At 64.4% G+C, this 25,351-nt stretch carries 24 protein-coding genes and 3 tRNA genes; 13 read left to right on the top strand and 14 right to left on the bottom strand.

All coding sequences use genetic code 11. The features are described from left to right. Positions 1 to 32: 32 nt before the first annotated feature. From DVK03_RS09125 to DVK03_RS09110, 4 genes are read right to left on the bottom strand one after another with little or no spacing between them, the layout of a single operon-like run. Complete coding sequence (locus tag DVK03_RS09125; RefSeq protein WP_006601538.1) at positions 33 to 794, bottom strand: ABC transporter ATP-binding protein; 762 nt, start codon at positions 792 to 794, stop codon at positions 33 to 35. Next, the gene (locus DVK03_RS09120; RefSeq protein ID WP_004061310.1) at positions 791 to 1,654 is read right to left on the bottom strand and encodes an ABC transporter ATP-binding protein; all 864 of its coding nucleotides are present in this window, start codon (positions 1,652 to 1,654) and stop codon (positions 791 to 793) included. Before DVK03_RS09120 ends, DVK03_RS09125 begins: the two co-directional genes overlap by 4 nt. Beyond that, positions 1,647 to 3,014: a branched-chain amino acid ABC transporter permease gene (locus DVK03_RS09115; RefSeq protein ID WP_004061309.1), complete on the bottom strand. Its 1,368-nt coding sequence runs from the start codon at positions 3,012 to 3,014 to the stop codon at positions 1,647 to 1,649. The genes DVK03_RS09120 and DVK03_RS09115 overlap by 8 nt, the downstream gene beginning before the upstream one ends. Beyond that, positions 3,011 to 3,949 (bottom strand): branched-chain amino acid ABC transporter permease, encoded by a 939-nt coding sequence (locus DVK03_RS09110; RefSeq protein ID WP_004061308.1) that lies wholly within the window; start codon positions 3,947 to 3,949, stop codon positions 3,011 to 3,013. Before DVK03_RS09110 ends, DVK03_RS09115 begins: the two co-directional genes overlap by 4 nt. Before the next feature lie 328 nt (positions 3,950 to 4,277). On the opposite strand from DVK03_RS09110, the gene DVK03_RS09105 reads away from it, so the two are divergent. Both DVK03_RS09105 and DVK03_RS09100 read left to right on the top strand, forming a co-directional pair. Further along, the gene (locus tag DVK03_RS09105) at positions 4,278 to 4,814 is read left to right on the top strand and encodes an N-acetyltransferase (protein WP_115802781.1); all 537 of its coding nucleotides are present in this window, start codon (positions 4,278 to 4,280) and stop codon (positions 4,812 to 4,814) included. A gap of 11 nt (positions 4,815 to 4,825) precedes the next feature. Next, positions 4,826 to 4,899: transfer RNA gene (locus DVK03_RS09100), tRNA-Thr, on the top strand. 32 nt (positions 4,900 to 4,931) lie between these two features. On the opposite strand, the gene DVK03_RS09095 is transcribed toward DVK03_RS09100, so the two are convergent. From DVK03_RS09095 to DVK03_RS09065, 8 genes are all read right to left on the bottom strand, one after another. Further along, complete coding sequence (locus DVK03_RS09095) at positions 4,932 to 5,351, bottom strand: hypothetical protein (protein ID WP_004061307.1); 420 nt, start codon at positions 5,349 to 5,351, stop codon at positions 4,932 to 4,934. A gap of 446 nt (positions 5,352 to 5,797) precedes the next feature. Next, complete coding sequence (locus tag DVK03_RS09090; protein ID WP_004043049.1) at positions 5,798 to 6,016, bottom strand: helix-turn-helix domain-containing protein; 219 nt, start codon at positions 6,014 to 6,016, stop codon at positions 5,798 to 5,800. Between the two features lie 222 nt (positions 6,017 to 6,238). Then, positions 6,239 to 6,336: transfer RNA gene (locus DVK03_RS19790), tRNA-OTHER, on the bottom strand. A gap of 146 nt (positions 6,337 to 6,482) precedes the next feature. Continuing rightward, complete coding sequence (locus DVK03_RS09085; RefSeq protein ID WP_115802780.1) at positions 6,483 to 8,330, bottom strand: FAD-binding protein; 1,848 nt, start codon at positions 8,328 to 8,330, stop codon at positions 6,483 to 6,485. A 55-nt stretch (positions 8,331 to 8,385) separates the two neighbouring features. Further along, positions 8,386 to 9,267, bottom strand: coding sequence for a succinate dehydrogenase/fumarate reductase iron-sulfur subunit (locus DVK03_RS09080; RefSeq protein WP_004061303.1), 882 nt, complete (start codon positions 9,265 to 9,267; stop codon positions 8,386 to 8,388). After that, positions 9,267 to 9,638, bottom strand: coding sequence for a succinate dehydrogenase hydrophobic membrane anchor subunit (locus DVK03_RS09075; protein ID WP_004043052.1), 372 nt, complete (start codon positions 9,636 to 9,638; stop codon positions 9,267 to 9,269). The genes DVK03_RS09080 and DVK03_RS09075 overlap by 1 nt, the downstream gene beginning before the upstream one ends. Beyond that, positions 9,638 to 10,033 carry a succinate dehydrogenase, cytochrome b556 subunit gene (gene sdhC / locus DVK03_RS09070; protein ID WP_004043053.1) on the bottom strand — a complete coding sequence of 132 codons (396 nt, stop codon included), beginning with the start codon at positions 10,031 to 10,033 and terminating at the stop codon, positions 9,638 to 9,640. The genes DVK03_RS09075 and sdhC overlap by 1 nt, the downstream gene beginning before the upstream one ends. Positions 10,034 to 10,142: 109 nt before the next feature. After that, complete coding sequence (locus tag DVK03_RS09065; protein ID WP_004061300.1) at positions 10,143 to 11,168, bottom strand: succinylglutamate desuccinylase/aspartoacylase family protein; 1,026 nt, start codon at positions 11,166 to 11,168, stop codon at positions 10,143 to 10,145. Positions 11,169 to 11,299: 131 nt separating this feature from the next. Here DVK03_RS09065 and DVK03_RS09060 point away from each other — a divergent pair, with 131 nt between their 5' ends. The 8 genes from DVK03_RS09060 (at position 11,300) to DVK03_RS09025 (ending at position 19,939) form a co-directional block, all read left to right on the top strand. Further along, positions 11,300 to 12,661 carry a RimK/LysX family protein gene (locus tag DVK03_RS09060; protein WP_115802779.1) on the top strand — a complete coding sequence of 454 codons (1,362 nt, stop codon included), beginning with the start codon at positions 11,300 to 11,302 and terminating at the stop codon, positions 12,659 to 12,661. A gap of 114 nt (positions 12,662 to 12,775) precedes the next feature. Next, positions 12,776 to 13,357, top strand: a complete 582-nt coding sequence (locus DVK03_RS09055; RefSeq protein WP_004061298.1) for a DNA-3-methyladenine glycosylase — start codon at positions 12,776 to 12,778, stop codon at positions 13,355 to 13,357. 141 nt (positions 13,358 to 13,498) lie between these two features. After that, entirely contained in the window at positions 13,499 to 15,484 is a 1,986-nt protein-coding gene (locus DVK03_RS09050) for a 3-hydroxyacyl-CoA dehydrogenase/enoyl-CoA hydratase family protein (protein ID WP_115802778.1), read from the top strand. Positions 15,485 to 15,570: 86 nt separating this feature from the next. Then, a tRNA-Glu gene (locus tag DVK03_RS09045) sits at positions 15,571 to 15,645 on the top strand. 422 nt (positions 15,646 to 16,067) lie between these two features. Further along, entirely contained in the window at positions 16,068 to 16,553 is a 486-nt protein-coding gene (locus DVK03_RS09040; RefSeq protein ID WP_006601545.1) for a DUF3592 domain-containing protein, read from the top strand. A 198-nt stretch (positions 16,554 to 16,751) separates the two neighbouring features. Continuing rightward, complete coding sequence (locus tag DVK03_RS09035; protein WP_115803311.1) at positions 16,752 to 17,762, top strand: HAMP domain-containing sensor histidine kinase; 1,011 nt, start codon at positions 16,752 to 16,754, stop codon at positions 17,760 to 17,762. A 64-nt stretch (positions 17,763 to 17,826) separates the two neighbouring features. Continuing rightward, positions 17,827 to 19,377, top strand: coding sequence for a bacterio-opsin activator domain-containing protein (locus DVK03_RS09030; RefSeq protein ID WP_115802777.1), 1,551 nt, complete (start codon positions 17,827 to 17,829; stop codon positions 19,375 to 19,377). A 100-nt stretch (positions 19,378 to 19,477) separates the two neighbouring features. Beyond that, entirely contained in the window at positions 19,478 to 19,939 is a 462-nt protein-coding gene (locus DVK03_RS09025; RefSeq protein ID WP_008605297.1) for a hypothetical protein, read from the top strand. Positions 19,940 to 20,020: 81 nt separating this feature from the next. On the opposite strand, the gene DVK03_RS09020 is transcribed toward DVK03_RS09025, so the two are convergent. Then, complete coding sequence (locus DVK03_RS09020; RefSeq protein WP_004044656.1) at positions 20,021 to 20,599, bottom strand: response regulator transcription factor; 579 nt, start codon at positions 20,597 to 20,599, stop codon at positions 20,021 to 20,023. Positions 20,600 to 20,752: 153 nt separating this feature from the next. On the opposite strand from DVK03_RS09020, the gene DVK03_RS09015 reads away from it, so the two are divergent. Together DVK03_RS09015 and DVK03_RS09010 are read left to right on the top strand one after the other, a co-directional pair. Next, positions 20,753 to 21,106 (top strand): winged helix-turn-helix domain-containing protein, encoded by a 354-nt coding sequence (locus DVK03_RS09015; protein ID WP_004044657.1) that lies wholly within the window; start codon positions 20,753 to 20,755, stop codon positions 21,104 to 21,106. Positions 21,107 to 21,428: 322 nt separating this feature from the next. Continuing rightward, positions 21,429 to 23,081, top strand: coding sequence for an ATP-binding protein (locus tag DVK03_RS09010; protein ID WP_115802776.1), 1,653 nt, complete (start codon positions 21,429 to 21,431; stop codon positions 23,079 to 23,081). Between the two features lie 4 nt (positions 23,082 to 23,085). Here the strand turns inward: DVK03_RS09010 and DVK03_RS09005 are convergent, their stop codons facing one another. Next, entirely contained in the window at positions 23,086 to 23,721 is a 636-nt protein-coding gene (locus DVK03_RS09005) for an RDD family protein (protein WP_199505987.1), read from the bottom strand. 187 nt (positions 23,722 to 23,908) lie between these two features. On the opposite strand from DVK03_RS09005, the gene DVK03_RS09000 reads away from it, so the two are divergent. Beyond that, positions 23,909 to 25,285 carry an MgtC/SapB family protein gene (locus DVK03_RS09000; protein WP_115802774.1) on the top strand — a complete coding sequence of 459 codons (1,377 nt, stop codon included), beginning with the start codon at positions 23,909 to 23,911 and terminating at the stop codon, positions 25,283 to 25,285. The last annotated feature ends 66 nt before the right edge of the window (positions 25,286 to 25,351 follow it).

Below are 25,351 nucleotides of genomic sequence, written 5' to 3'. Positions count from 1 at the left end.
CGCCGAAAAAGAGCGTGGCCCGCCGAGACGGACTAGCCGCCGAGGAAGTCCTGTCGGACCTGCTCGTCGTCGAGGAGCGCCGTCCCGGAGTCCATGTAGCGGTTCTGTCCGTTGGCGAGGACGTAGCCGCGGTCACAGCGCCGGAGCGCCTCCTTGGCGTTCTGTTCGACCATCAGGATGGCCGTGCCGGCCTCGTTGATTTCGTCGATTTTGTCGAACATCTCCTCGACGAGGTCGGGCGCGAGCCCCGCCGACGGCTCGTCTAAGAGCAGGAGGTCGGGGTCGAGCATGAGCGCGCGACCCATCGCGAGCATCTGCTGTTGGCCGCCGGACATGGTGCCGGCCTTCTGGTCTTTCCGCTCTCTGAGGATGGGGAACCGCTCGTAGACCGCCTCCATGGCGTCCTGCGGCACCTCGTCGAGGATGTACGCGCCCATCTCGAGGTTCTCTTCGACCGTCAGCGTCGGGAAGATGTTGTCGTTCTGCGGGACGTAGCCGATGCCGACGTGGATGATGTCCTCGGGTCGGCGGCCGGTGATGTCCTCGTCTTTGAACCGGACGGTGCCGCCCATGTGGGCGGTCAGGCCGAAGACGGACTTCATCGTCGTCGATTTGCCGGCCCCGTTCGGTCCGACGATGGTGACGTACTCGCCGTCGAACACGTCCATGTCGACGTCGGTGAGAATCTGGAGGTCGCCGTAGCCGGCGTCGAGGTCGCGGACGCGCAAGAGCACGTCGTCGCGGCCCTCGACGCCCGCGCCGCTCGTCGCGTCGGTGTTGGCGTCGACGCTCATACGTTGCCTCCGAGGTAGGCCTCGATGACCTCTTCGTTGCTCCGAATCTCGTCGGGCGTCCCCTCCGTGAGTACCGAGCCCTGGTGGAGGACGATGACGTGTTCACAGTTGTCCATGATGAGGTCCATGTCGTGTTCGACGAGCAGGAACGTGTAGCCCTGCTCGCGGAGTTCGTGTACGTGTTCGAGCAACTTCTTCTCCAGCGTCGGGTTGACCCCGGCGAACGGCTCGTCCAACAGCAGCATGTCGGGGTCGGTCAGGAGCGCCCGCGCCATCTCGAGCAGTTTGCGCTGCCCGCCGGAGAGGTTGCCCGCGTACTCCTCTGCGATGTGGGCGATGTCGAAGAAGTCGAGCACCTCCCAGACGCGTTCGAGCAGTTCCGCTTCCTGTTCGCGGACGTCGTCGCGGACGCCCGGCATGACCGAGCGCCACAGCGCCTCGCCGCGCTGGTGTTTCGGCGCGAGCATCATGTTTTCGAGGACGGTCATCTCGCTCAGTTCGCGGGCGATTTGGAACGTCCGGACCATCCCGCGGTTGGCGATTTGGTGGGGTTCCTCGCCGGTGATGTCCTCGCCGTTGAACGTGACCGTGCCGGCGTCGGGCTTGAGCATGCCCGTGATGAGGTTGAACGTCGTCGACTTGCCGGCCCCGTTCGGCCCGATAAGTCCCGTGAGCGTTCCGGACTCCACCTCGAAGGTCGCGCCGTCGACGGCGGTGATGCCGCCGAAGGACTTCTCCAGTCCCTCGACCTGAAGCGGGTAGTCGACCGACGTGTCGACGCCGGAGGCGAACGCGCCGAGCGCGCCCTCGTCGACCTTGTTCGCCACGTCTTCGACGGGCTGGTCGGCGGCGTCACTCATCGGTCTCACCTCCTTCGGCCGCGGCGTCGACGCCGCCGTCGGTGCGGACCGAGTCGTCGTCGCCGCCGTCCGCGGCCATCGACTGCGGCCGCGACAGCGGGATAACCGACGCCGTCTCCTTGCGGTAGCCGAGCATCCCCTCCGGCCGGTTGTGCATCAGCCAGATGAGCACGAGGCCCATCACGACCAACTGGAGCTGTCGGATGCTGTCGACCGTGTACAGGAGGAACGGCACGGGGTCGAACTGCGAGATGAGCGGCGAGATGGCCTGTCCGAAGCCGGACGGCGAGTCGAAGTTGGGGAACACCGCCGTCACGAGGTTCTGGAAGTACCGCGGCCCCTGGTAGAGCACCGCGGCGAAGACGGCCCCGCCGAGGACGCTCCCCGTGTTCGAGCCGGCCCCGCCGATGATGAGCGCAATCCAGACGAAGAACGTCACGCGCGGCCGGAAGAAGTTCGGCGTCACCGCGCCCTGCGGGACGAGCCAGAGGATGCCGGCGAGCCCCATGAGCGCGCAGCCGAGCATGAACGACTTGATTTTGAACCGGTCGGTGTTCTTGCCGAGGGCGTTGGCCACGTCCTCGTCCTCGCGGATGGCCTTCAGCACGCGACCGAACGGCGACTCGCCGGTGCGCTTGAGCAGCCAGTAGAACGCCGCGACGAACCCGAGCAGCAACAGCCCGTAGACGAGACCGTCGACGACGGGTTTGGGGTTCGTCGGAATCAGCACTTGTGAGGCGTCGACGAAGCCGAGATAGGCGTTCCAGAGGCCGAGGCCGCGAAGCAGCGCCTCCAGCGGCGGGGCGAAGTCGAGGATGAGCCCCGACCCGCCGCCGAAGCCGACGCGGTTGCCGAACAGCTGGAACTGCTGGAGTTCGCCCGAGAGGAAGCTGAACCGGACGATTTCCGACATGGCGATGGTGACGATGGCCAAGTAGTCGGCCCGCAACCGGAGCGCCGGGAGCGCGACCACGAGTCCCAAGAGCGCGGCCGCGAGCATCCCGGCGAGGATACCGACCCAAAGCGGGAGGCCGAGGCCGCCGACCTGCGCCGCGCCGCCGGCGACGTACGTCGGCTTCGTCACGATTGCCGTGACGTAGACGCCGACGGCCATGAAGCCGACGATGCCGATGTTGAACAGCCCGGTGTACCCCCAATGGAGGTTGAGCGCGAGCGACAGCATGGCGAAGACGCCGATGTAGAACGTCAGCGTCGCGATGGAGTTGAGCTGTCCGCGGAGCGTGTACCCGAGGACGAGCCCCGCAAGGACGTACGCGAGGTACGTCCCGAGGAGAATCAACACGATGAGGCCCGCGTCGCCGCCCGGGATGCGGGCGGTGAAGTCGTCGCGGACGCTCATGCGGTCGCCCTCCCGCTGAACAGCCCGGACGGTTTCACGAGGAGAATGACGATCATGACGACGAAGGCGGCGGCCCGCGAGAACGCCGAGGGAATCCACAGCACCGACATCGACGCCGTCAGCCCGATGACGAGGCCGCCGGCGATGGCCCCGTAGATGGAGCCGATGCCGCCGAGGATGACCGCGGCGAAGATGAGAAGCAACAGCAGCCACCCGTCGTTGAACCCGAGGGTCCCTTTCCAGAGGATGAACATGTAGCCCGCGACGCCGGTCAGTCCGCCGCCGATAATCCACGTCGCGCGGACGACGCGCTCGGTCGAGATGCCGGTGATGAGCGCGAGGTCCTTGTTGTCGGCCATCGCGCGCATCGCCTTGCCGAGTTTCGTCCGCTGTAAGAGCACGTGGACGCCGAGCATCAGCGCCGACGCGACCACGAGGAGCGTGATGTCGTGGGCGTTGATGAACACCGTGCCGTCGATGAAGTACAGCGACAGCGAGGGCGGTTGGGCGGTCGTGCCGCGCACGTCGGAGCCGAAGACGAACTGCATCAGGTAGCGAAGCGCGAACGCGACGCCGACGCTCGTGATGAGAAGCGTGATACCGTCCTCGTTTCGAATCGGTTTGAAGATGGTGCGGTCGACCGCGAGCGACAGCGCGATGGCGAAGCCGCCGGAGACGACGATGCCGGCGACGACCGCGAGCGGCGTCGAGAGCATCCCGATGCCGAGCGTCCCGCCGTAGACCGACCCCCCGGCCCCGACGAGCAGGAGCGCGCCGATATCGGCGCGTCCCAACCCGGCGATGAGGTACGTCGTCGCCCACCCCGAGAACGCCCCGGCCGTGATGTAGTCGCCGTGGGAGAAGTTAGCGAAGTTTAGAATGCTGTACGTCATCGACAACCCGATGCCCGCGAGGCCGATTACGAGCCCCCGCATCAGACCATCCCAGACGAGCGTGCCAATGTCGGCAAACTGCGTCTGCCCCGTTGCTAACCCGCGAAGTAAGTCACCGAGTAGTACGACTACGATGACCGCCAAGACGAGCGCGAACGGACGCTCGATGGCGAACCGCCTTCCACGGGAGTAGGTTTCGGCAATACCCATTGATAACTATCCTCATGATATGTGCGGACGATAAACATAGATAAATCTTTCTTCATCGGTCGTCTTTACTGACCCCGCTTGACACCCCGCAGGACCTCGATTACTCGAATTCGGTCCGAATCGTCGACACTTAAAAGCGGGTAGAGTCCCGACAGGGACCATGCGCGTCAGTTCGGCGGCGTTTTCCGAGCTCGACGACCTCGTCGAGCTGTGGGTCGAACTCGCCGCGGACCAGCGGGCGTCCGGCTCGCACCTCCGAGCCGAGGCCAACCGAACACCGATACGGGAGGCGCTGGCTCGACACGTCGCCGCCGACGGCGTCCTCGTCGCCCGCGAGGGCGATGTGAGCAATGGCGGCACGGAGGTCGGAAGCAGCGCAGAGGACGCGGACGCCGACGGCCTCGTCGGGTTCGTCATGTTCGACATCGAGGCGGGAGCGTACGAACAGGACGCGACTCGCGGAATGGTTCGGAATCTGTTCGTCCGCCCGGCGTACCGAGACGCCGGCGTCGGAACGCGGTTGCTGGCGGCGGCGGAGAACGCGCTGGCCGACGCCGGCGTCGACGCCGTCGCGTTGGACGTGCTGGCGGACAACGAGGCCGCCCGTCGGTTCTACCGGCGACACGGCTATCGGCCCCACCGCGTCGAACTGGAGAAATCGATGCGAAGCGATACACACTCAAAGGAGGACGGGTAATCGACAGACGCGCCAGGAGAGCATGGGCGGTTCATGCACTCGACTTGTAATCGAGACTTCGTGGGTTCAAATCCCACTCCTGGCTCTCGCCGTTTACTCACGTTTTCCGGACCGTCGTCAGTTCCGTCGAGTGGGAGACCGAACCCGGATGAGGAGCAACGACCCCGGAACGCCGAGGACGAGCGCGCGGAACGGGTTATGCTTGATGATAACGTCGGGATCGAGCGGCTCCGACTGGAGGTCGGTGATTCGGATACACGAGTAGTAGACCGTGACGTGGGTCAGCACGTACGCGAACGCCGCGGGGACGACGACCGGATACCGAATCCCGCCCATCGCCAGCCCCTCGAACGCGAGGGCCGTGAGCGCCGAGATGAAAAGCAGATTGCCCAGTTGGAGCGTGACGCCGGTCAGCGCCGTTATCGCGGTGTCGAACAGCGACGCGCCGTAGGGCGTGTACGTGAGCGCAGTGACGACTGCCACCGCTCCGAGAAAGAGCCCGGCGAACAACCCAGACAGCGCGTACACGAACTCCATTGGGGGACCGTTAGGGGACCGACGGGTGCGAGGAATTTAGTTCTACCCCCCTCGTTATCGCGGCCGAAAATTAGACAACACCGCCGAGAGCGACGGGCCGCGGCGTCGAGACGGAATTTTATCTTTATCGGGAACGTCATGTTCGGTATGAACGGCTCCGACCAATTCATGCTCGCCGTGTCGCTTCTCATCTTCGCGCTCCTCGTCGCCGGCCTGCTTCTCGCACTCGTATAGGGAGAAAACTTATGTGATATTCATGGAGGATACTAGCTACCATGCCGGAATGTCAGAACTGTGGTTCGTTCGTGACGCCCGCATACGCCCGAGTATTCACTCCCGATGGCATGGAGAACCCGCGCGTTTGCCCGAACTGCGAGGATATGGTCCGCGACGGCGCGCAGGTGCGGGCGGCGCGCTCACCGAGAAATCACTGACTCGCCGGGCCGTCACTGAGCGACGTGGTAGTGTTCGGCGTCCTGTCGGACGAAGCCGCGCTTCGAGAGCGTGCTGAGGATGCTGTAAAGGGCGATTTTCTTCATCTCCAACCCGTTCTGCAAGTCGGAGATGGACGCGCCGTCGTGCGTGGTGAGATAGAGGTACACGAGCTTGGCCGAGGGCGATTCGAGTTCGCCGGGGACTTCGATGGTCGGAACCGTCTGTTGCATGGTCGTTGTCATCCTCTTTGCTTCGACGATAATAAAACTCTCTTACAACAATCGTCGAAGTTCGGTGGTCGGGAGTGAGGCCGCGAACGTCACGAATTCTGGAGAATCGTCGCATCCATCACGAACGTATATCCGATTCGCTGCGGCGTTCGACGGCGCTAACTTCGACTGTCGTCGAAGGACGCTCGTCTCGGGTTCTCGGAGGACGCCGTCCCGAAGCGACGGAAGGGGCGGGAGTCGAACCACGCGAAGCCATTGAAAACCACCGGACCGACCGCGAGGGCCTGTGCCGGTGTGCTCTACCACTGAGCCACCCTTCCGGTCGCGCGTAGGAGTCGAGCGGGCAAATAGGCGTTGGTGGATTCGGCCGAAGCCCTCGGCTGTGGGGCGTTGGGTTCCATGCGATGCACCGATCGAAAGCGGCGACGAAAGAGATTGGTCGCGACTCGGACGGGGCGCAGTCGGGTCAGTAGCTCCGCGTCTTCGGCTCGTACGTCTTGTTCTCGCCTTCGAGGATGACCGGCTTGTACCAGAGTTCCGGGCGGCCGTCGTTCCACGAGAGCATCGTGTGCTTGAGCCACTCCTCGTCGCGGCGCTCTTGGTACTCCTTGCGCCAGTGGGCTCCGCGGAACTCGTTGCGCGCGAGTGCGCCGAGCGTGATGGCTTCCGCGATGTCGAGGATGTTGCGCATCTCCAGCGTCTGGAGGAGGTCCGTGTTGAACGTCCGCGACTTGTCGCCCACGAACACCTGCTGGTAGAGTTCGCGCGCCTCGCGGATGTCGCGGAGCGCGTCCTTGAGGGCCGACTCCTCGCGGAAGACGTTCACGTTTCGCGTCATCGACTTCTGGACGCGCTCGCGAATCTCGGCCTGCTGGATGCCGTCTTCGCGCTCCAGGAGGGTGTCGATGGTCTCGCGCTCGTCTTCGACGGCGCGCTGGACGAGGTCGGCCCCGGAGACGGACGCGCCGGCGTCCGCCGCCGTCCCGCCGTCCGCGACGGCGTCTTCACCGATACCGGCTTCACCGAGTTCGACCGGCGAATCGACTTCACCGAGTTCGTACTCGCCTTCCTTGCCGGTCGTGATTTGGGCCTCCTCCATGTCCTTGCCCGCGGCGTGGTGGCCGGCGCGCTTGCCGAAGACGATGAGTTCGGGGAGCGCGTTGCCGCCGAGGCGGTTGCCGCCGTGGACGGAGGCGCAGGCGCACTCGCCGGCCGCGTAGAGGCCGGAGATGCACGTCTCGCCGTTCTCGTCGGTCTCGATGCCGCCCATCGCGTAGTGCTGGCCGGGCTTGACCGGCATCGGCGCTTCGAGGGGGTTGACGCCCTCGAAGTCCTCCGAGAGGTGGACGATGTTCTCGAGGCGGTCGATGATGCGCTCCTCGCCGAGGTGGCGCATATCGAGGTGGACGTACTCGTCTTCGATGCCGCGGCCCTCGTTGACCTCCGTCAGTTCGGCCCGGGAGACCACGTCGCGGGAGGCGAGTTCGCCGAGGTTGTTCGCGTAGCCGTACTCGAACATGAAGCGCTCGCCGTTTTCGTTGTAGAGGATACCGCCCTCGCCGCGGACGCCCTCGGTGATGAGGACGCCCGTCGAGGGGAGCGTCGTCGGGTGGAACTGGATGAACTCCATGTCCTCCATCGGCGCGCCCGCGCGGTAGGCCATTGCGACGCCGTCGCCGGTGTTGGCGACCGCGTTCGTCGTGTGGTCGTAGACCTGTCCGAGACCGCCGGTGGCGAGGATGACGCCGTTGCGGGCGCGGAAGCCCTCGACCTGTCCGGTCTGGACGTCGTAGGCGACGATGCCGTGACAGGTTCGGTCCTCCGGCTTCTCCTCGTCGGTGACGGCCAGTCGGGTGACGTGCCACTCGTCGTACACCTTGATGCCGCGCTTGACGAGCTGCTCGTACATCGTGTGGAGCAGCTGGTGGCCCGTCTCCGCGCCCGCGTAGGTGGTCCGCGGGAACGAGAGCCCGCCGAACGGTCGCTGGCTGACGCGACCGTCGTCGTCGCGGGAGAACGCCATTCCCCAGTGTTCGAGCTGGATGGTCTCTTTCGGGCTGTCCTTACAGAGGGTCTCGGCCGCCGGCGCGTCGGCCAGATAGTCCGAGCCCTTCATCGTGTCGTACGCGTGGTCCTCCCACGAGTCGCCTTCGCGGAGCGCGGCGTTGATGCCGCCCTCCGCCGCGCCCGTGTGACTTCGGACCGGATGGAGCTTCGACACGATGGCCACGTCGGCCCCTTCCTCGTGTGCCGCAATCGCCGCGCGCAGGCCCGCCCCGCCCGCGCCGACTACGATAACGTCGTGTTCGTACATGGTGTGTTTGGGTGTGTCGTAGGGTTGGTCGAACTTCAGGGTTTCACCGGGAAGTTCACCAGAACTTCAGGTTGTTCTTAATCGCCTCGCGCTTGAGCTCCTGGATGTGCTCCGTGAGGGGGATGTCCTTCGGGCACACCTCGGTACAGGAGAACTGGGTCTGACAGCGCCAGACGCCGTGTTCCTGTTCGAGGATTTCGAGGCGGCGCTGCTTCATGTCCTCGCCTTCGCGTTCGTCCATGGCGAAGCGGTAGGCCTTGTTGATGGCCGCGGGACCGAGATACTCGTTGTCGCCGGCGGCGATGTTACACGAGGACATACACGCGCTACACCAGATGCAGCGGGTGGACATCTTGACCTTCTCGCGGTTCTCGCGCGTCTGGCGCTGCTCGTCGAGTTCGCCGTCCGGAAGCGAGTTCGTCTGGAAGTACGGCTCGACCGACTCCATCTGGTCGTAGAAGTGCTCCATGTCGACGACGAGGTCTTTGACCACGTCGGAGTGCGGGAGCGGTTCGACCCGAATCGGCTCCGAGAGGTCCGACAGTTGGGTCTTACAGCCGAGTCGCTGCGACCCGTTGACGAACAGCGCGTCGGACCCACAGATTGCCTGCCGGCAGGAGTGCCGGAAGGTAAGCGAGGAGTCGTAGTGGTCCCGTGCCCACATGAGCGCGTCGAGAATCGTCATGCCCTGTTTGTACGGGACGTGGAAGTCGTCGAAGCGGGGCTCCTGTTTCTCCGGCACCTCGGGGTCGTAGCGGAAGACCTTGAGGTGGTAGGTGTCGTCCGCGGAGCGCGCTTTCTCGGCCGCCTCGGCCTCGCGCTGCTCTTGGACGCGCTCGGCGCGCTCGCGCTTTTTGGCGTCGCGCTTCTGCTTGCCGGCGGACGCCGTCTCCGTGGCCGATTCCTCCTCGACAGTTTCGGGAACTTGCGTGCTCATTAGATGGGAACACCTCCGGCCCACTCGAGGGCCGTGCGGACGCCCTGCACGATGAGCAGGACGCTCGCGAGACCGAGAATCGCCTTGACCGCCGTCTTCCGGGTTCCAGAGAGACCCTGGTTGACGAGGGCGTTGTAGACGCCGTTGACCCCGTGGAACGTCGCGGTGACGAGGAACAGGATCATCAGCGAGAAGTACGTCAGCTGCTCCATGCGCGCCTGCGAGAGGGCGAACGTCACTTCGTCGGCGTGGTTGACGAAGTGGAGCAGGAAGAAGTGGAACGCCAGCACCACGACGAGGAAGGCGGCGGTCAGCCGCTGCCAGAGCCACCGCCGGCCGCCGGGCTCGAAGGACGTGTATCGTTCTGCCATTAGATGCTCACCCCCGAGAGGAACGTGGGGACGCTCGCAACGACGATGACACCCGTGAGGATGAGCGACGCGTAGAAGCTCTTGTCCTGTGCTTCCAGCCCGACGCCCAGGTCGACGAACAGCAGCCGCAGCCCGTTGAGGATGTGGAACACCGCCACCGCGAGCAGCCCGACTTCGAGAATACGCACGACCAGGAGGCTCTCCAGCGCCTGAATCGTGTTCGTGTACGCCGTCGCGCCCGAGAGGGCCGTCGACAACACGGCGATGTGGGTGAAGAGATAGCCCACAAGCACCCAGCCGGTGAACTTGTGGAATATCCAGGCCCACATGCCGGCCGAGAACTCCCGCCATCTGCTGAAGTCCTCGATGAGGCCCCGATTGTAAGACTGACTCATGCTCTTGTGAGTGTCGGGAAGGGGAGGGTATAGAACTTACGTGTATGGAGTTTCGTGAGGGTCGGCAAAAATCGCCGCCCCCGGGCGTCTCGGGTCGAGCCGAACGGTCTCAGCGCGTCGTTTCGGGGGAGCCGGACTGCTCGCGCTCGACGACGCGCCGCACCTTGTCTTTGAGTTCGACGAGGTGGCAAAGCGGGTTGCCGGGGTAGACGACCGGGTTTTCGAGGACGCCGACGAGCAGGCCCGTGAAGGGGGCGACGACCGTCACGTTGTCGTCCTTGAACGGGTTCGTAATCGTGCAGATGCGGTCGCCCTCGTGGACGAGCGCGCCGCGGTCGTGGTGCATGTCGACGATGCCGCCCGCGTCGGCGCGGAGCCACGTCTTCTCGTTTTCGTCGGAGATGACGGTGCGCCAGCCCGGCCAGTTGACCGTCGAGGTTCCTCGGAGGCCGTACTCGGCGAAGACGCTCTCGACGCCCGCCAGCGCCTCGTCGATGAGTTCGCGCTGGAAGCGGTGGGCCTCGCCCATCTCGACGGTGATAGCCGGCGTCCCGTTCGCGGACGACTCGGTTCGGAGCATCCCGCTGGACCCGGAGCTGTCGATGATGACGTGCGAGCCGAAGGCGTTGGCGAGGCGCGCGACCGCGGGGTCGGACATATCGGCGCGGACGTGGAGCATGTTGGTCCGCCCCCGCGTCGAGGTATGGAAGTCGATGCCGAGGTCGCAGGGCGCGATGAAGTTCTGGTAGATGCGGTGGGCCATCCGCTTGGCCCCCGTCGAGGTCTCGGAGCCCGGAAACGACCGGTTCAGGTCGCGGTCGTAGATGGGGAGATACCGCTGTTGGGCGAGAAAGGCCGGGACGTTCATCACCGGCATGCAGACGAGCGTGCCCGCGAGGTCCGCGAGGTCCCACTCGTAGGCCACCTCGCGGACGACCTCGATACCGTTCAGTTCGTCGCCGTGGGCGGCGGCGGAGAGGAACACGGTCGGCCCCGGCTGCTCCCCGTTGATGATGGTGACGGGGATGCGAACCGGGTCGCCGAGATACGTCTCGGAGATGCCGTACCGGATGTCCTGTGTCTCGCCCGGCTCGACCTTCCCGCCGTTGTAGGTGAAGGCCTCGTTGTCGGCCATGTGATGCGATGGGAGGGCCGGGGTTATAAACGGTCGCGACGGACCGCCCGACGCCGTCCTCGCGGCTGCGAACCGAAGGCCTCCAACTCTCGACCGTCATGTCTTTGAAACCGGGAGGATATCAACTGAGTATGTCCACCACAGACGACGCCGTGCGTGTCGGCGTGCTTTCTCTGCACAACAGTAAGGAGACGAAGGCAATCCTCAACGCGGTCGAAGACCTCGGTCACGAGCCGGTGTGGCTCCGTCGAGAGAACGCGGCGGTCAGCATCGAAGACGGCGAGGTGACAGTCGAGCCTGAGGTGGACATCATCGCGAACCGACTGCTCCTGTCGAACACCGAGGAACCCGCCGAACTGCTCGGGCTGGCGACGACGTTCAACCGCATCCGACCGATGCTCAACGAGCCGGACGCGGTTCTCGCGGCCATCCACAAGTTCGCCACGGCCGCGACGCTCGCCAACTGGAACATCCAGGTACCCGACGCGCTGCTCGCGCTCTCGAACGACCGGCTCAACAAGGGCCGCGAACGCTTCGGCGACGTGGGCGTCTACAAGTCCGCCATCGGCACCCACGGCGGCGGGACGTGGAAGGTCGACCTGACAGAGCCCGTCAACCCGAAGGTCGGCAACCGGCAGGCGTTCCTCCAGAAGCTCATCGACCGCGACGGCGACCGCCACCGCGACCTGCGCGTGTACATCGTCGACGGCGACATCGTCGGCGCGATGTACCGCTACGCCCCGGAGGGCGACTGGCGGACCAACGTCGCCCTCGGCGGCGACGTGCTCGACGCGACCGACGAGATGCCCGAGGAGGCCAAGGAGACGGCGCTCTACGCCGCCGAAGTGATGGAGATGGACTACGTCGGCGTCGACCTCGTCGAGGGCGAGGACGGCTGGTTCGTCCTCGAAGCCAACCCGACGGCCGGCTTCAAGGGCCTCTATCAGGCGACGGGCAAGAGCCCCGCGCCGCACATCGCGAAGCTCGCAATCGAGCGCGCGGGCGGCGAGGTCGACGAGACGCGCGTCGAGGAGTTGTCGGCGACGCTCGACGACTCCGTCCCCTCGTGTGCCCCCAACGAGTCACCCATCATCGACGGCGAAGCGCCCCTCATCGGCTACATCGAGGAGGTCGTCGTCAACGGGACCAGCGGCTCCCAGCAGACCCTCGCGAAGTCCGACACCGGCGCGACCCGAACGAGCATCGACACGAGCCTCGCCGCCGAAATCGGCGCGGGGCCCATCAAGAGCATGACGCGCGTGAAGTCCGGGAGCCTCAAGAGCGGGAAGGCCCGCCCCGTAGTCGACCTCGTCATCGGTATCGGCGGCACCCAGCACACCGTGACCGCCAGCGTCGAGGACCGCTCGCACATGGACTACCCGCTGCTGCTCGGTCGCGACATCCTCGAACACTACCGCGTCGACGTGCGCCGCCGCGCCAACGCCGACCGAAACGACAGCGACGACGAGGAAGAAGAGCTCCTCGAAGAGTAAGTCGGCCCGCCACACCGGGCCACCAGCGCGGTCACCGCCGTCGAACGACGGGCGACCGCATCCGAGCACCCGAGACACGCGCACTTTTCTCCCCGACGACCCAACCACGAGTCGATGAGCGACGACGCCTACCGCGAACTCCGTGCGGACCCGCACCTCGGCGATGTGGTCGACGAACACGGCCCGCTCTCGCTCGACCCCGCCGACGACCCCTTCGAGCGACTGGTCGTCTCGATTGTCAACCAACAGCTCTCGACGACCGCGGCGGCGACGATTCGGGACCGCCTGTTCGACCGCGTCGAGGTCACGCCCGAGGGGATACTGGCCGCCGACGAGGACGTCCTGCGCGACTGCGGCCTCTCGAACCAGAAGGTCGGCTACGTCCGCAACGTCGCCGACGCGTTCCGAGACGGCCTGTCGGCCGAGTCGCTACGAGAGATGGACGACGGCGAGGTCGTCGCGGCGCTCACCGAGATTCGCGGCGTCGGTGACTGGACCGCCAAGATGTTCCTCATCTTCGTGCTCGCCCGCGAGGACGTGTTCCCGGTCGAGGACCTCGGGATTCGTCGCGGGATGGAACACGTCTTCGGGTTCGAACAGGACGCCGTCTCCCGCGGCGAGATGCGCGAGCGCGCCGAGCGATGGGCACCCTATCGAAGCTACGCCAGTCGGTATCTCTGGCGGTGCGTGGACTAACTTCGACAGGGTGGAAACGGAGTCTAGTCCGAGTAATCGATAGACTGCACCCACGTAGACCGCCAATCGAATAAACACAATCTGAGTTTACATTTCACGCGAGGGAAACGTTGAAACCGCGACGCAGTGTAACGTTCTTCCATGAACGTAGATGACGTCGACAGTATCACCGTGCTCGGAGCGGGCAACATGGGCCACGGCATCGCGGAGGTCGCGGCCCTCGCCGGCTACGACGTCGTCCTGCGCGACATCGAAGACGAGTTCGTCCAGCAGGGCTACGACAAAATCGAGTGGTCACTGAACAAACTCGCCGAGAAGGACCGACTGTCGCAGGACGACGCCGACGCCGCGCTCGCCCGCGTCTCGACCGCGGTGGACCTCGGCGAAGCCGTCACCGACGCCGACGTGGTCATCGAGGCCGTCCCCGAGAAGATGGCCATCAAAAAGGAGGTGTACGCCGAGTTGGAGGAGTACGCCCCCGACCACGCGGTGTTCGCCACCAACACCTCCAGTCTCTCCATCACCGAACTCTCCGAGGTCACGGAGCGCCCCGAGCGCTTCTGCGGGATGCACTTTTTCAACCCCCCGGTCCGCATGGACCTCGTCGAGGTCATCTCCGGCGCGCACACCGCCGACGAGACGCTCGACCTCGTCGAAGACCTCGCCGAGTCGATGGGCAAGACGCCCGTCCGCGTCCGCAAGGACAGCCCCGGCTTCATCGTGAACCGCATCCTCGTCCCGCTGATGAACGAGGCGGCGTGGATTGTCCACGCCGGCGACGCGACGATGGCCGAAGTCGACTCCACGACGAAGTACGACATGGGCCTCCCGATGGGGAGTTTCGAACTCGCCGACTACGTCGGCATCGACGTGGGCTACCACGTCCTCGAATACATGCACGAGGTGCTCGGCGACGCCTACGAACCGTGTCCGCTCCTCTCGGAGAAGGTCGAAGAAGGCGACCTCGGCCAGAAGACCGGTGCGGGCTTCTACGACTACGAGGACGGCGCGGGCGCTGAAATTCCCCACGACGAGGGGAGCGAAGCGGTCAAGAACCGACTCCTCGGCGTCATGGCGAACGAGGTCGCCGGTCTCGTCGGCAACGACGTGGCCGACCCGGCCGCCATCGACCGCGCGGTCAAACTCGGCGGGCGCTTCCCCGACGGCCCGGCGAAGATGGCCGACAGCGCCGGCATCGCCGCCCTCGTCGACGCCCTCGACGAACTCCACGACGAGACCGGCGAAGCGCGCTACGAAGCCGTCGAGTACCTCCGCGACCTCGCCCAGTCGGACGAGGGCTTCTACGGCGACGGCGGCGAGGACGAATCCGGCGACGCTCCCGCGTTCGACGCCATCGCCGTCGAGGTGCGCGACGGTGTCGGCCACATCACCCTCAACCGGCCGCACCGACTCAACACCATCAGCGTCGAACTGATGGACGAACTCTCGGAGGCAATCGACCTGTGTGCCGACGACGACGAGGTTCGAACCGTGCTCCTCACGGGAGCCGGCGACCGCGCGTTCTCCGCCGGTGCCGACGTGACCAGCATCGCCGCGGGCGGCGGTGACCCCGTCGAGGGCGTCGAAATCTCGCGGAAGGGCCAACAGACGTTCGGAAAGCTCGAGGAACTCGACAAGCCGGTCGTCGCCGGCATCGACGGCTTCTGTCTCGGCGGCGGGATGGAACTCGCCATGTGCGCCGACCTCCGCATCGCCACGGAGCGCTCCGAACTCGGCCAGCCCGAGCACGACCTCGGCCTCCTTCCCGGCTGGGGCGGCACGGTCCGCCTCCAGCGCATCGTCGGCACCGGCCGCGCGAAGGAGATTATCTTCAGCGCCGACCGCTACGACGCCGACACGATGGCCGACTACGGCTTCGTCAACGAGGTCGTCGAGAACGACGACGACTTCGAAGAACGGGCCTTCGAGTACGCGAAGCGGTTCGCACAGGGTCCGCCGGTCGCCCAGCGCTACACCAAGCGCGCCATGCACAACGGCTGGGAAGACACTGATTCGGGACTGGAAGTCGAAGCGCAGGCGTTCGGTCTGCTGTTCACCACCTCGGACTTGATGGAGGGCGTCGCCGCCTTCACGAGCGACCGCGACCCCGAGTTCACGGGCGAGTAACCGGCCGTCGTGGGTGGGTTCCTCTCACTCACCCACGATGGAACGCAACGCTTAAAATAGTCCAACGACCACTCGTGAATGCAGACGCTCGGTTGGTGTAGTCCGGCCAATCATCTTGGCCTTTCGAGCCGAGGACCAGGGTTCAAATCCCTGACCGAGCACTTCTCTGAGGAACAACGTGACGAAGAGAGAGCGGAGCGTAGGGGATTTGAAACAGAGAGCGAACAGAGCGAGCGACTGAGGTTCAAATCCCTACCGAGCACTTCTTTGCTGAACGATCTTCGAAGCGACCGCTTTGCGTGTCGCTTCGACTGTGGAGCAGGAATGCGACACAGGGAATTAGAACTAGCGAGCACCGTGTTGCGAGTGGAGTTCAACTCCCCTCCAGACATCCCATTCTACCGCAGTCTGCGATAGCTCTTGTGTCCCACCAAGTAGCGTCGCCGGATTCACGCGGAACCGTAGGTGCGGCCGCTGGGGGAGGCGTTCATGAGAGCCCCGCTGAACTCACAGTCGAACGGTGGGCTCGCTCCGGTGTTACAGGACGCGAAACACTGATTACCCATTTACCGTTCAACATCTCATGCCCTCGGACATGGAATTCAAGTTCAATGGCCCATCTGGACCGCTCGGGGTCGCACTCCTCCTTATCTTAGGACTGGGCGTTATGGGGTACGGGGGGTACAGTTACTTGGCCCAATCTTCGGCGTTGGACGCCACGGAGACGGTTGACGCGACTGTCGTTTCGACCGCAATCGAACAGGTCAACCAGCGACGAGGGACGGACGATTACAGACCGCAAGCGACTTTCAGATACACCTACGAAGGCGAACGCTATACGTCAACACATATGTATCCCGGAGGTGTTTCGCGCGAATTCGAGACGAAGGAAGACGCTCAATCGCAGTTAGGGGGTTACGAGCAAGGAGCGACCGTGACCGCCTACGTACCATCGAATTCCCCCGGTGACGCGTTCCTGATACATGAGAGCAGCACTAAGCCGCTCTACATAACCGGGTTTGGTGCTGCTCTCGTGCTTGGCACGCTCGTTTCGGTCCTTCGAAACTGAGGGTCTGGCAGATTATCCGGCTGCGTTTCTGTGTCAGAACGGGCGGGAAACACTATACGTATCCACAGTCCAACGATGACGCATGCACGGGTTCCTGAACGCTCTCCGTCGATGGGTCAACCCAACCCCCATCGGTCGGGAGAAACCGCGTCTGGAACGGTGCAGGAGCGTAGGGAATCGATGACAGACGGAACCTCCATGGCAATCCCGCTCGACGAATTTCGGGTGCCAGTCGTCGCCTACGCCGTGACGAACGGCGAGCCTCGTATCACTGCAACGAACGGGGCTTTCGAGTCGGTGTTCGAGAGTCCCTCGCCCGAAACGCCCGTAACGGCGATATTCGAGCGATTCAGTCTCGTCAACTCGACCGGTGACGAGAACCCGGTCACGCACCTCATTCGTGGCGACAGTGTCGGGATGTACCTCGACGGGGGCGGTTCGGGTGGGCCGTTCTTCGCTCGGATACTCTCTTCTGACGGTGACACCGGCTACGTTGTGTTTCGAGACGCGAACGAGTTCCCCGGTATCGCGGGCACTCCGGCCGTAGACCCCGTGAGCAGTGTGATCAGCCACGACCTCCGTAACCCGCTGGACGTCGCCAAGGCCCACCTCCGAGCAGCACGGGAGACAGGTGACACCGAGCACTTCGACGCAGTAGCCGACGCGCACGAGCGAATGGAACGTATCATCCGCGACGTACTGACTATCTCGCGGGACCGAACCGTGTTGGACCCGACCGGCAACGTCTCGATAGAAGCCGCTGCGAAGGATGCGTGGCAATCCGTCGATACCGAGTACGCCACGCTGGATGTGGCGGACACACTCCCGACTGCGACGGCCGACTCTGGACGCGTCCAGCGACTGTTCGAGAATCTGTTCCGGAACGCCGTGGAACATGGTGCCACGGCCGACCAGACACTGTCCGATGACAGCGCGGGGAGCGACTCCACGAGCAGTCGGGCGGCGAACTCGGCGCGCGCGGTGACCGTCACAGTAGGCGCGTTGGAAAACGGCTTCTACGTCGCAGATGACGGGCCGGGCATTCCCGCGGGTGAGCGAGCGGTCGTCTTCGAACCGGGATACTCGACTCGGGAGGGGGGGACCGGCCTCGGTCTCGCAATTGTCGAGCGAATCGTCGTCGCACACGGATGGGAGCTGACCCTCACGACCGCAGCGAACGGCGGGACGCGCGTTGAGGTATGGTTCTAACACTGATGTCCGAGGCGGGGCTCGGAACCAATAGACCATTGTCGGACGAACGCAGTCACTAACTATGGATGACCGACTCCGGCACGCACCCGTCGGCGTCCTCGCCGTCTCGGCGGATGGGACCGTGAACGATATCAACGAGGTCGCGCGGTCGCGCATCGGTGCCGCGGGAGACGTAGTCGGTGCCCCACTCGCCGAGGTGTTCCCCCGGTCCGTCGAGGATTCGCTGCTGCTCGCATTCGAGGGGAGTTCCATTACGGAAACGTCCTTTGAGGAGTACTATCCCGAGTTGGAACGCTGGCTCGGCGTCTCCGTCGCGTCTACTGACGACGGGGTCGCCATCTACGTCGAAGATGTGACGGAGCGGAGACGCCACGAGCAGTCGGTCGAGAAACTGCGGATCGAGCACAAGCGGACGGCCGTCATCGAAACCGTGCTTTCGGAAATCCTCACAGAACTCGTCGGAGCAACGTCTCGCGCGGAAATCGCCGAGACCATCTGCCGCAGCCTCGGAGAGACGGATATTTACGAGTTCGCCTGGGTCGGTGAGCGCGAAATCGGGAGCGACAGTCTCGTCCTTCACGCCGCCGCTGGCGACACCGGCGAGACCGTTGCAGCCGTCCGCGACGCGCTCGACGACGAGACGACCACGACGCTGGAAGAGCGTGCGGTAGAGACCGGGCGTCTGCAAGCGGCGCAACCGCTCGTCGATGACTCTCAAGTCCCGGACTCGGTCGGAACCGCCGGATTTGCGGACGGCGTCCAATCAGCGCTCGCGGTTCCGCTCGTGTACGGCTCGAACGTACACGGTGTGGTCGGCATCTACGCCAGCGGAACCGAGGCGTTCTCGGACCGAGCGTACACCAGTTTCGAGACGTTAGGTGATGTCGCCGGCTTCGCGGTCACCGCCGCTCGGAACCGGAATCTACTGCTCTCAGATAGCGTCGCGGAGCTCACCTTCGAAGTTGGTGACGGGTCGGTCGTATCTCGATTGAGTAAGGCTCTGGATTCGACGTTGCGACTGGAGGGAGTCGTACCGCACGGAGATGACGCACTACTTTGTTTCGTCTCGGTCGAGGGCTCGACTATGCAGGCGGTCGAGGGGGCTGCCGCTGACATCGCCGGTATCGACGATTTGAGAGCCATTCGCGAGTCTGAGTCGGGGGGGTCCGTGGAACTCACCGTCAAGGGGTCCACTCCGTTGCTCGCCATCTCGTCTCTCGGTGGGACTGTTCGCCGTGCGAACTTCGACAGTGGTACCGGCCGAATCGTCGTAGAGCTGCCACCAGACGGCGACGTGCGGCGTATCGCAGACGCGGTCAGCCGCGACTACAACATGGAGTTCGTCGCCAAAGAGGAACGAGAGCGCTCCGTGACCACCGCTCGTGAATTCAGAGACGCGTTGCACGACGCCTTGACGGAGCGACAACGAACCGCACTTCAGACCGCGTACTTCGCGGACTACTTCGAATCACCCCGTGGAAGCACAGCCGAAGAAGTCGCTGCCTCCCTCGATATCACCGGCTCGACGCTCCTCTACCACCTCCGAGCGGGACAACGGAAGCTCCTCGACGCGTATCTCAACGAGAGTTCGCGGTCCTCCGAGACGCGTTGAACGCCTCTGCTGTCATCCGTCTGAGCCGTGCGATATTGGTCCGTTCGTGCTTCAGCGATGGAAACACAGCCCGGAAAGATACAGTCGCAAGCGCACGTGGATGGGTATGGTCCGAGCAGCACTAAGCGTCGTCGCCGGCTTCACAGTCGTTACTCTCCTGTTTTGGTCCCCGCTTCTGGCCATTACACGGCTCCGTGAACTGTTCCGGTGGCCGACCAACCGGCTCGTCGTGAACTATCCGCTAATCGGGAGCGTGCTACTCGCGGCGCAGTCTCTCTCGTATCTCGTCGTGATGTTACTCACCGCGGGAACGGGGACGGTAACGGGGGGTGATGCCGTCGGCATCGTTGGTGGTGTTCTCGCTGTCAATCTCCTCTTCCCGAGTACCCTCGCGCTCGTTGTTCTCCGGGTCCTGCCAGAACGTTGCCATCGGACGCCCACCGGGGATGGGCAGAGTCCCCGACTGGCCCTCGGAATTGGCGTTGTCTGGTACGGAATCGTTACGTCTGTTGGGTTCGTCCTCATCGGACTCGTGGTTACGTTTGCGAACCTGCCGATGTGACGTCGTCTCTGTGGCGTCTGTTCAGTCTCTGGGGTCAGCACGCGGGTCCGTAGTGAGGGGCTCCGCGGGAACAGACGAGTGTCAGACGCCTTCGCGCTCGATTTCGTCGAACTGGTCGAGAATGCTGTCGTCCGGCAACAGCCGCCGCGTTCGTCGTTCGAGCCGTCGCGCCCGCGCTGCGGTCTCATCGTATCCCTCGTGTTCACGGCGTCGCTCCGGGCTCAGTTCCGCTTCGAGTACCGCACGCTTGGCCTCGACGCGAAAGAATTCTCCGAGCGTCTCGTAGGCGAGAATCCGTTGCTGCTGGTCGATTACGGCGCGCACGTCCTCCCGGTCGACGGGCTTGCACAGGTAGTCGTCGAACGGCATATCCAGGACTTCCACTCCGGGGTCGACCGCGGTCACCATGACGACACGGCCAGAGAAGTCGCGTTCGTCGAGTTCGGTCAACACGTCGTCACCGGACAGTCCCGGCATATGACGATCTAAGAGGACGATGTCGACCGGTGAATCGCGGATAACCGAGAGCGCCTCCTCACCGCCGTATGCGGTTTCGACCTCGCAGTAGCCTCGCAAGCGCAACGCGTACGCGTCCGCTACTTCCCGCTCGTCGTCCACGATGAGCGCGCGAACGTCCGCCGCACCATCTGTTCCGGGCATCTGTCTCGCTATCTACCGTGGGCGTCGTGACTGAGCCCCCATAACTGATGGCCTTCTCTTCGCAGACTCGTCTGGACTCCTAGAGTCGGCCGCGTGGAGCGGTCTGCACTCCTAGCACATCCCTCCAGTAGGTCACGGGCCATCCCCAATCGTATGACCGCCCACCCCGAAGCATCCAGGTCGAAGCAGCCGCTCGAACGCACCGAGACCGACGACCTCACGACGGCGGAGCTCTTCGACCTCTTCGGTGACAAGTACACCCGCCGCGTCTACGAAGCCGTCGCCGAGCAACCCCGGTGTGGCAGGGATGTCGCCGAAGCCGCCGACGTCTCACGGCCGACGGCGTACCGCCGCCTCAACGCCCTTCGCGACGCAGGGCTCGTGCGAACCGAGATGTCCATCTGTGAGGACGGACACCATCGAGAGCGGTTCGAGGCCGTCCCCACCTCGCTTTCGGTCTCCCTCGACGAGAACGGCATCGATGCGATGGTTAGTGTCTCGGGGTAGCTGAGAAGCCGATTTGCACCTGTTTCAGACGGAGAAACGCAGAAAAACCTCTTATCATCAACGGGCGACACGGCCTACCTGCCCGTCATCCCCCGGACGGGTGACTGGATGGCCTCCACCTCTCTCCCTCCCTGCTCGTCCCGCAACGCGTATCGGCCTCGCTTCGAAGACAGACTGCGAGTTCACTTCCGAACCGCATCTTGGAATCCGTCCGATTCGACCGCGCGTGAACCCGCAACGAGACTGCTCACCGGGCAGTTCGAGACGCGTCATCACCGAGTTCATAATACTGTACGATAGATTGACACGAGACTCCCAATCAATGGCGTTCCAATCGACACTAGGTGCGCTCGCTCTCAACGCCGCGGCGGTCGTTCTCCTTGGCCGGACCACATGGACGGCGTTCCAGTCTCGGGAGCAACCCAGTGCGGAACCGTTCATCTCGCTCCTCGCTGCGCTGACGCTGTGGGCCGTATTCGCCTTCGGGTCCGACCTCCCGGGCGCATCGTCCGTCGCTGTGCTTTCGACGCTGTTGTCGTTTGGCCAAATCGGGGCCGCACTGGTCATCCCGGGTATCTGGGTCGTGTACGCGCTCAGCTACACCGGTCGTGGAACCGGTCTGACGTGGAAGCGAGTCGCGCTGCTCGCCGGAATCGCACTCCCGGTTCTCTTGAGCGGGCTTACCATCGTGGTCGGGCCGTCGGAGACGGCCGTCGAATACATGATCGCCTCGCTAATCGGCACGGAAGTCCTGTACCTGTTCGCACTGTACCTGTACGCGACGTACCTCTTGGTTGACCTCGGTGGCAACCACGCCAGGGTGTCGAACACACACGTCGCAATCCTCACCGGCGGCGTTTCAGCGCCCTACCTGCCCAGCCTCGCGGGGAACAGTGCCACGCTCCCCGGCAGTACGACGGTTGGCCTGCTCGTGGCCGGCGTCCTCCTCGCGGTTGCCGTGCGACGGTATCCCGTCATGACCGGCTTCCCGAAAGCCGATTACGTCGCACGGACGCGTGTGGTAGAAACCTTACAGGAGGCGATTTTCGTCCTCGATTGGGACGACCACGTTCTCGACGTGAACGAGACGACCGCGGCGTTGTTCGACAGGTCGGCAGCGACGATAATCGGAGCGCCGATTCGTTCGGTCGTCGACGGGCTCGAACGGGCGGACCTCTCCGTGGGTGCCAGCGGAACGGTCGCACTCCAGACCTCGAAGGGCCGCCGACAGTTCCAATACAGCGTCTCCGCGGTCACCGAATCCGCGACGGATGAGGAGGACAACCCGGTCGCCAGAACGGCCCTCTTCCGAGACGTGACAGACCGGCGAACCCGTGAACAGCGGCTCACAGTCCTCAACCGAATCCTCCGTCACAACGTGCGAAACGACTTGGATGTCGTCCTCGCCTACGCCGACCACGTCGATGACGAAGAGATACGAACCGGTATCCGAGACAGTACGACGGACCTGCTCGAACTGAGTGAGAAAGTCAGAGAGGCCGAGGAACTCATGTCAGCAAGTACCGAACCACCGGAATCGGTCGCTCTTACGGGCGTTGCGAAATCGGTGGCCGACCAGTTCCGAACCGGTGACAATCCGGCCGAAATAACGCTTGACTCCCCCGACGATGTCTCGGTCACCGCTCACCGAACGGTACTTCAGCAGGTGCTCACTGAGCTAGTCGAAAACGCAATCATTCACTCGGACAAGGACTCGCCGGCCGTCGAACTCCGGGTTCGAGAGCGTTCGGACGCATCGGCTGAACTCGTCGTGGCGGACGACGGGCCGGGACTTCCCGAACGGGAACAGGAGATTCTCGCTGCTGGGACCGAGACGCAACTCAAACACGGTCAGGGAATCGGGCTCTGGTTCGTCAACTGGGCCGTCACCCAGATGGGGGGCGAGCTTCGGTTCCAGCCGAACACTCCGGACGGAAGTATCGTTACGATTCGCCTCTACGACGGGGTCACGTAGCGTGTCACGCACTGACGACCGTGGTCCCCGCCAGCCTGTCACCGAGGCGCTGCTGCCGGTCCGACACCGCAATCCCGACGACGCCGACGAGGTACAAACCGGGGAACCAATCGACGAGCCGTAACACGTTCCGTATCGAGGCGGTGCCGAGCGTAAGGCCGGCCCCACCGGTACTCGTCACGCGGATGTTCACGAGCGCCTTCCCGATCGTCTTCCCGAACTGCCACTCCATGACGGTGTGATAGCCGAGCGCCAAAACGAGCCACAGTCCCAGCGCCATCGACGCAGAGCCCCCTTCTAAATCCGTGTTCAGCCCTCGTGCGCTTGTCTCGACCTGTCCGGTGAACACTCCTGCGACCAAAATCGAAACGAATAGCAGCGCAATCCACACGAACGAATCGATTCCAATCGCGACGCCTCGGATTCCGATACCACAGTGCTCCTCAGGGTTTGTATCGGCCATGCCTACACGGTGCTTCGCTTGGAAAGCGTAAACAACCGAGAGCAGTGTTTCTCCGTCGGAAATGCCGCCGGGAGACGACCACGTTCCAGACGCGTTCGACTGATGCCCGGACTGGCTCGCGTCAACGACGGTGCTCTCCGGCGCGGGAGGTGCGCCCACGTCGGTGGAATCGCCCACTGAGCGCTGCTGTCGAACCCGACCACCGAGAGCTGTCCGTGTCCCTCGGCCCCGTGACTGCGTGGGGCAAGCGGAGTTGGGCGAGTGAACGACCGCCATCTCCACATCCAATTAGCTTACACGTTTTTAACGATAGCAATTAAAATACACACGATAGCATGGAACACGGGGATACAGGGGTTCGGTGATGGTCGAAGAGTTAACCTCGCAGGTCGACCCCGTCATCGTCCGCCTGTTCGTCGCGGCGGCGTTAGGGATGTTCCTCGGCTTGGAGCGCGAGCGGTCGAAAAAGAGCGCCGGCGTTCGAACGTTCACCCTGACGAGCCTCCTCGGCGGCATCGCCGTCGCAGTCGGGAGCGACATCCTTCTGGCGGTCGGGGGCCTGTTGGTGGTCGTCCAGGCGGTGTTGCTCGGGAGTCGCGGGCTGTTCGACCGCGGGCCGAACGGGCGGGGCGACGGAGCCGACTCGCAGGACGACGCCGAAACCGAAGGCGGCGACGAGTCCGATGCCCGCCGCGACGACGACAGCACCGCTGACAGCGCCGCTCGATTAGACGACCTCGGCGTGAGCCTCTCGCTCACCACGTCCACGTCGCTTCTGGTCGCCTACGCGGTCGGCGCGGCGGTCGTAAGCGGCTTCGTCATCGAGGGGGTCGTCGTCGCGCTCACCTCGTCGCTCCTGTTGGTCCTGCGGCGAGAACTCCACGGGTTCGCGCGGCGACTGACGACCGACGAGGTCCGAAGCGCCGTCGAGTTCGCCATCATCGCGTTCGTCGTCTACCCGTTGCTCCCTGAAGGGCAGGTCGGTCCGTGGGACGCCGTCAGCCCCCGGACCGTCTGGCTGCTCGTCGTCGCGGTGAGCGCAATCGGCTTCGTCAACTACGTCATCATCCGCCGGTACGGCGAGCGCGGCATCGCTATCACGGGGTTTTTCGGCGGGTTGGTGAACTCCACGGCCGTCATCGGTGAGATAGCCGGGCGGACCAGTCGAAACCCGTCGATTCGGCCGCTCGCGGCCGCCGCGATTCTGATGGCCGACGCGGCGATGGCGCTGCGGAACCTCTCGCTCGTCGCCGTGTTCGTCCCGGAACTCGCGGTCGAGGTGGGGGTTCCACTCGGTCTCGTCGCGCTCGCCGGAGTGGGCTACGCGCTGCACTCCCGCGAGTGGAACGTCGACCTCGACGTGGCGTTCGAGTCGCCGTTCAGCCTCGAAAGCGCCCTCCGATTCGGCGTCTTCTTCCTCCTCGTGTTGCTCGCCTCCGCGGCGGCACAGGAGTACTTCGGCGCGACCGGGTTCGTCGTGACGAGCTTCCTCGGCGGACTCGTGTCGAGCGGCTCGGTCGTTACGACCGCCGTCACGCTCTACGACGGCGGCACTATCGGCGGGACGACCGCGGTCGTCGGCGTCCTCGCCGGCACCGCCGCGAGCATCGCGGTCAAGGTCGCGCTCGCGGCGAGCGTCGACCGGGAGCTTCTCGGGCCGGTGGCCCGGCGAAGCGCGCTCCTCGTGGTCGCCGGCGTCGTCGGCGTCGTCATCGTCACTACCGTCGGCTTTCAGCCGTGAGCGGGACTGGCGGCCCCAACGCGAGCAGCCAGCGACCGCCGCGGGCGTGCGACCGGAGCGACGACG

It is taken from the genome of Haloferax sp. Atlit-109R (genome assembly GCF_003665865.1).
GTDB lineage: Archaea > Halobacteriota > Halobacteria > Halobacteriales > Haloferacaceae > Haloferax > Haloferax volcanii.
This window is presented reverse-complemented; position numbering and strand designations above follow the sequence as displayed.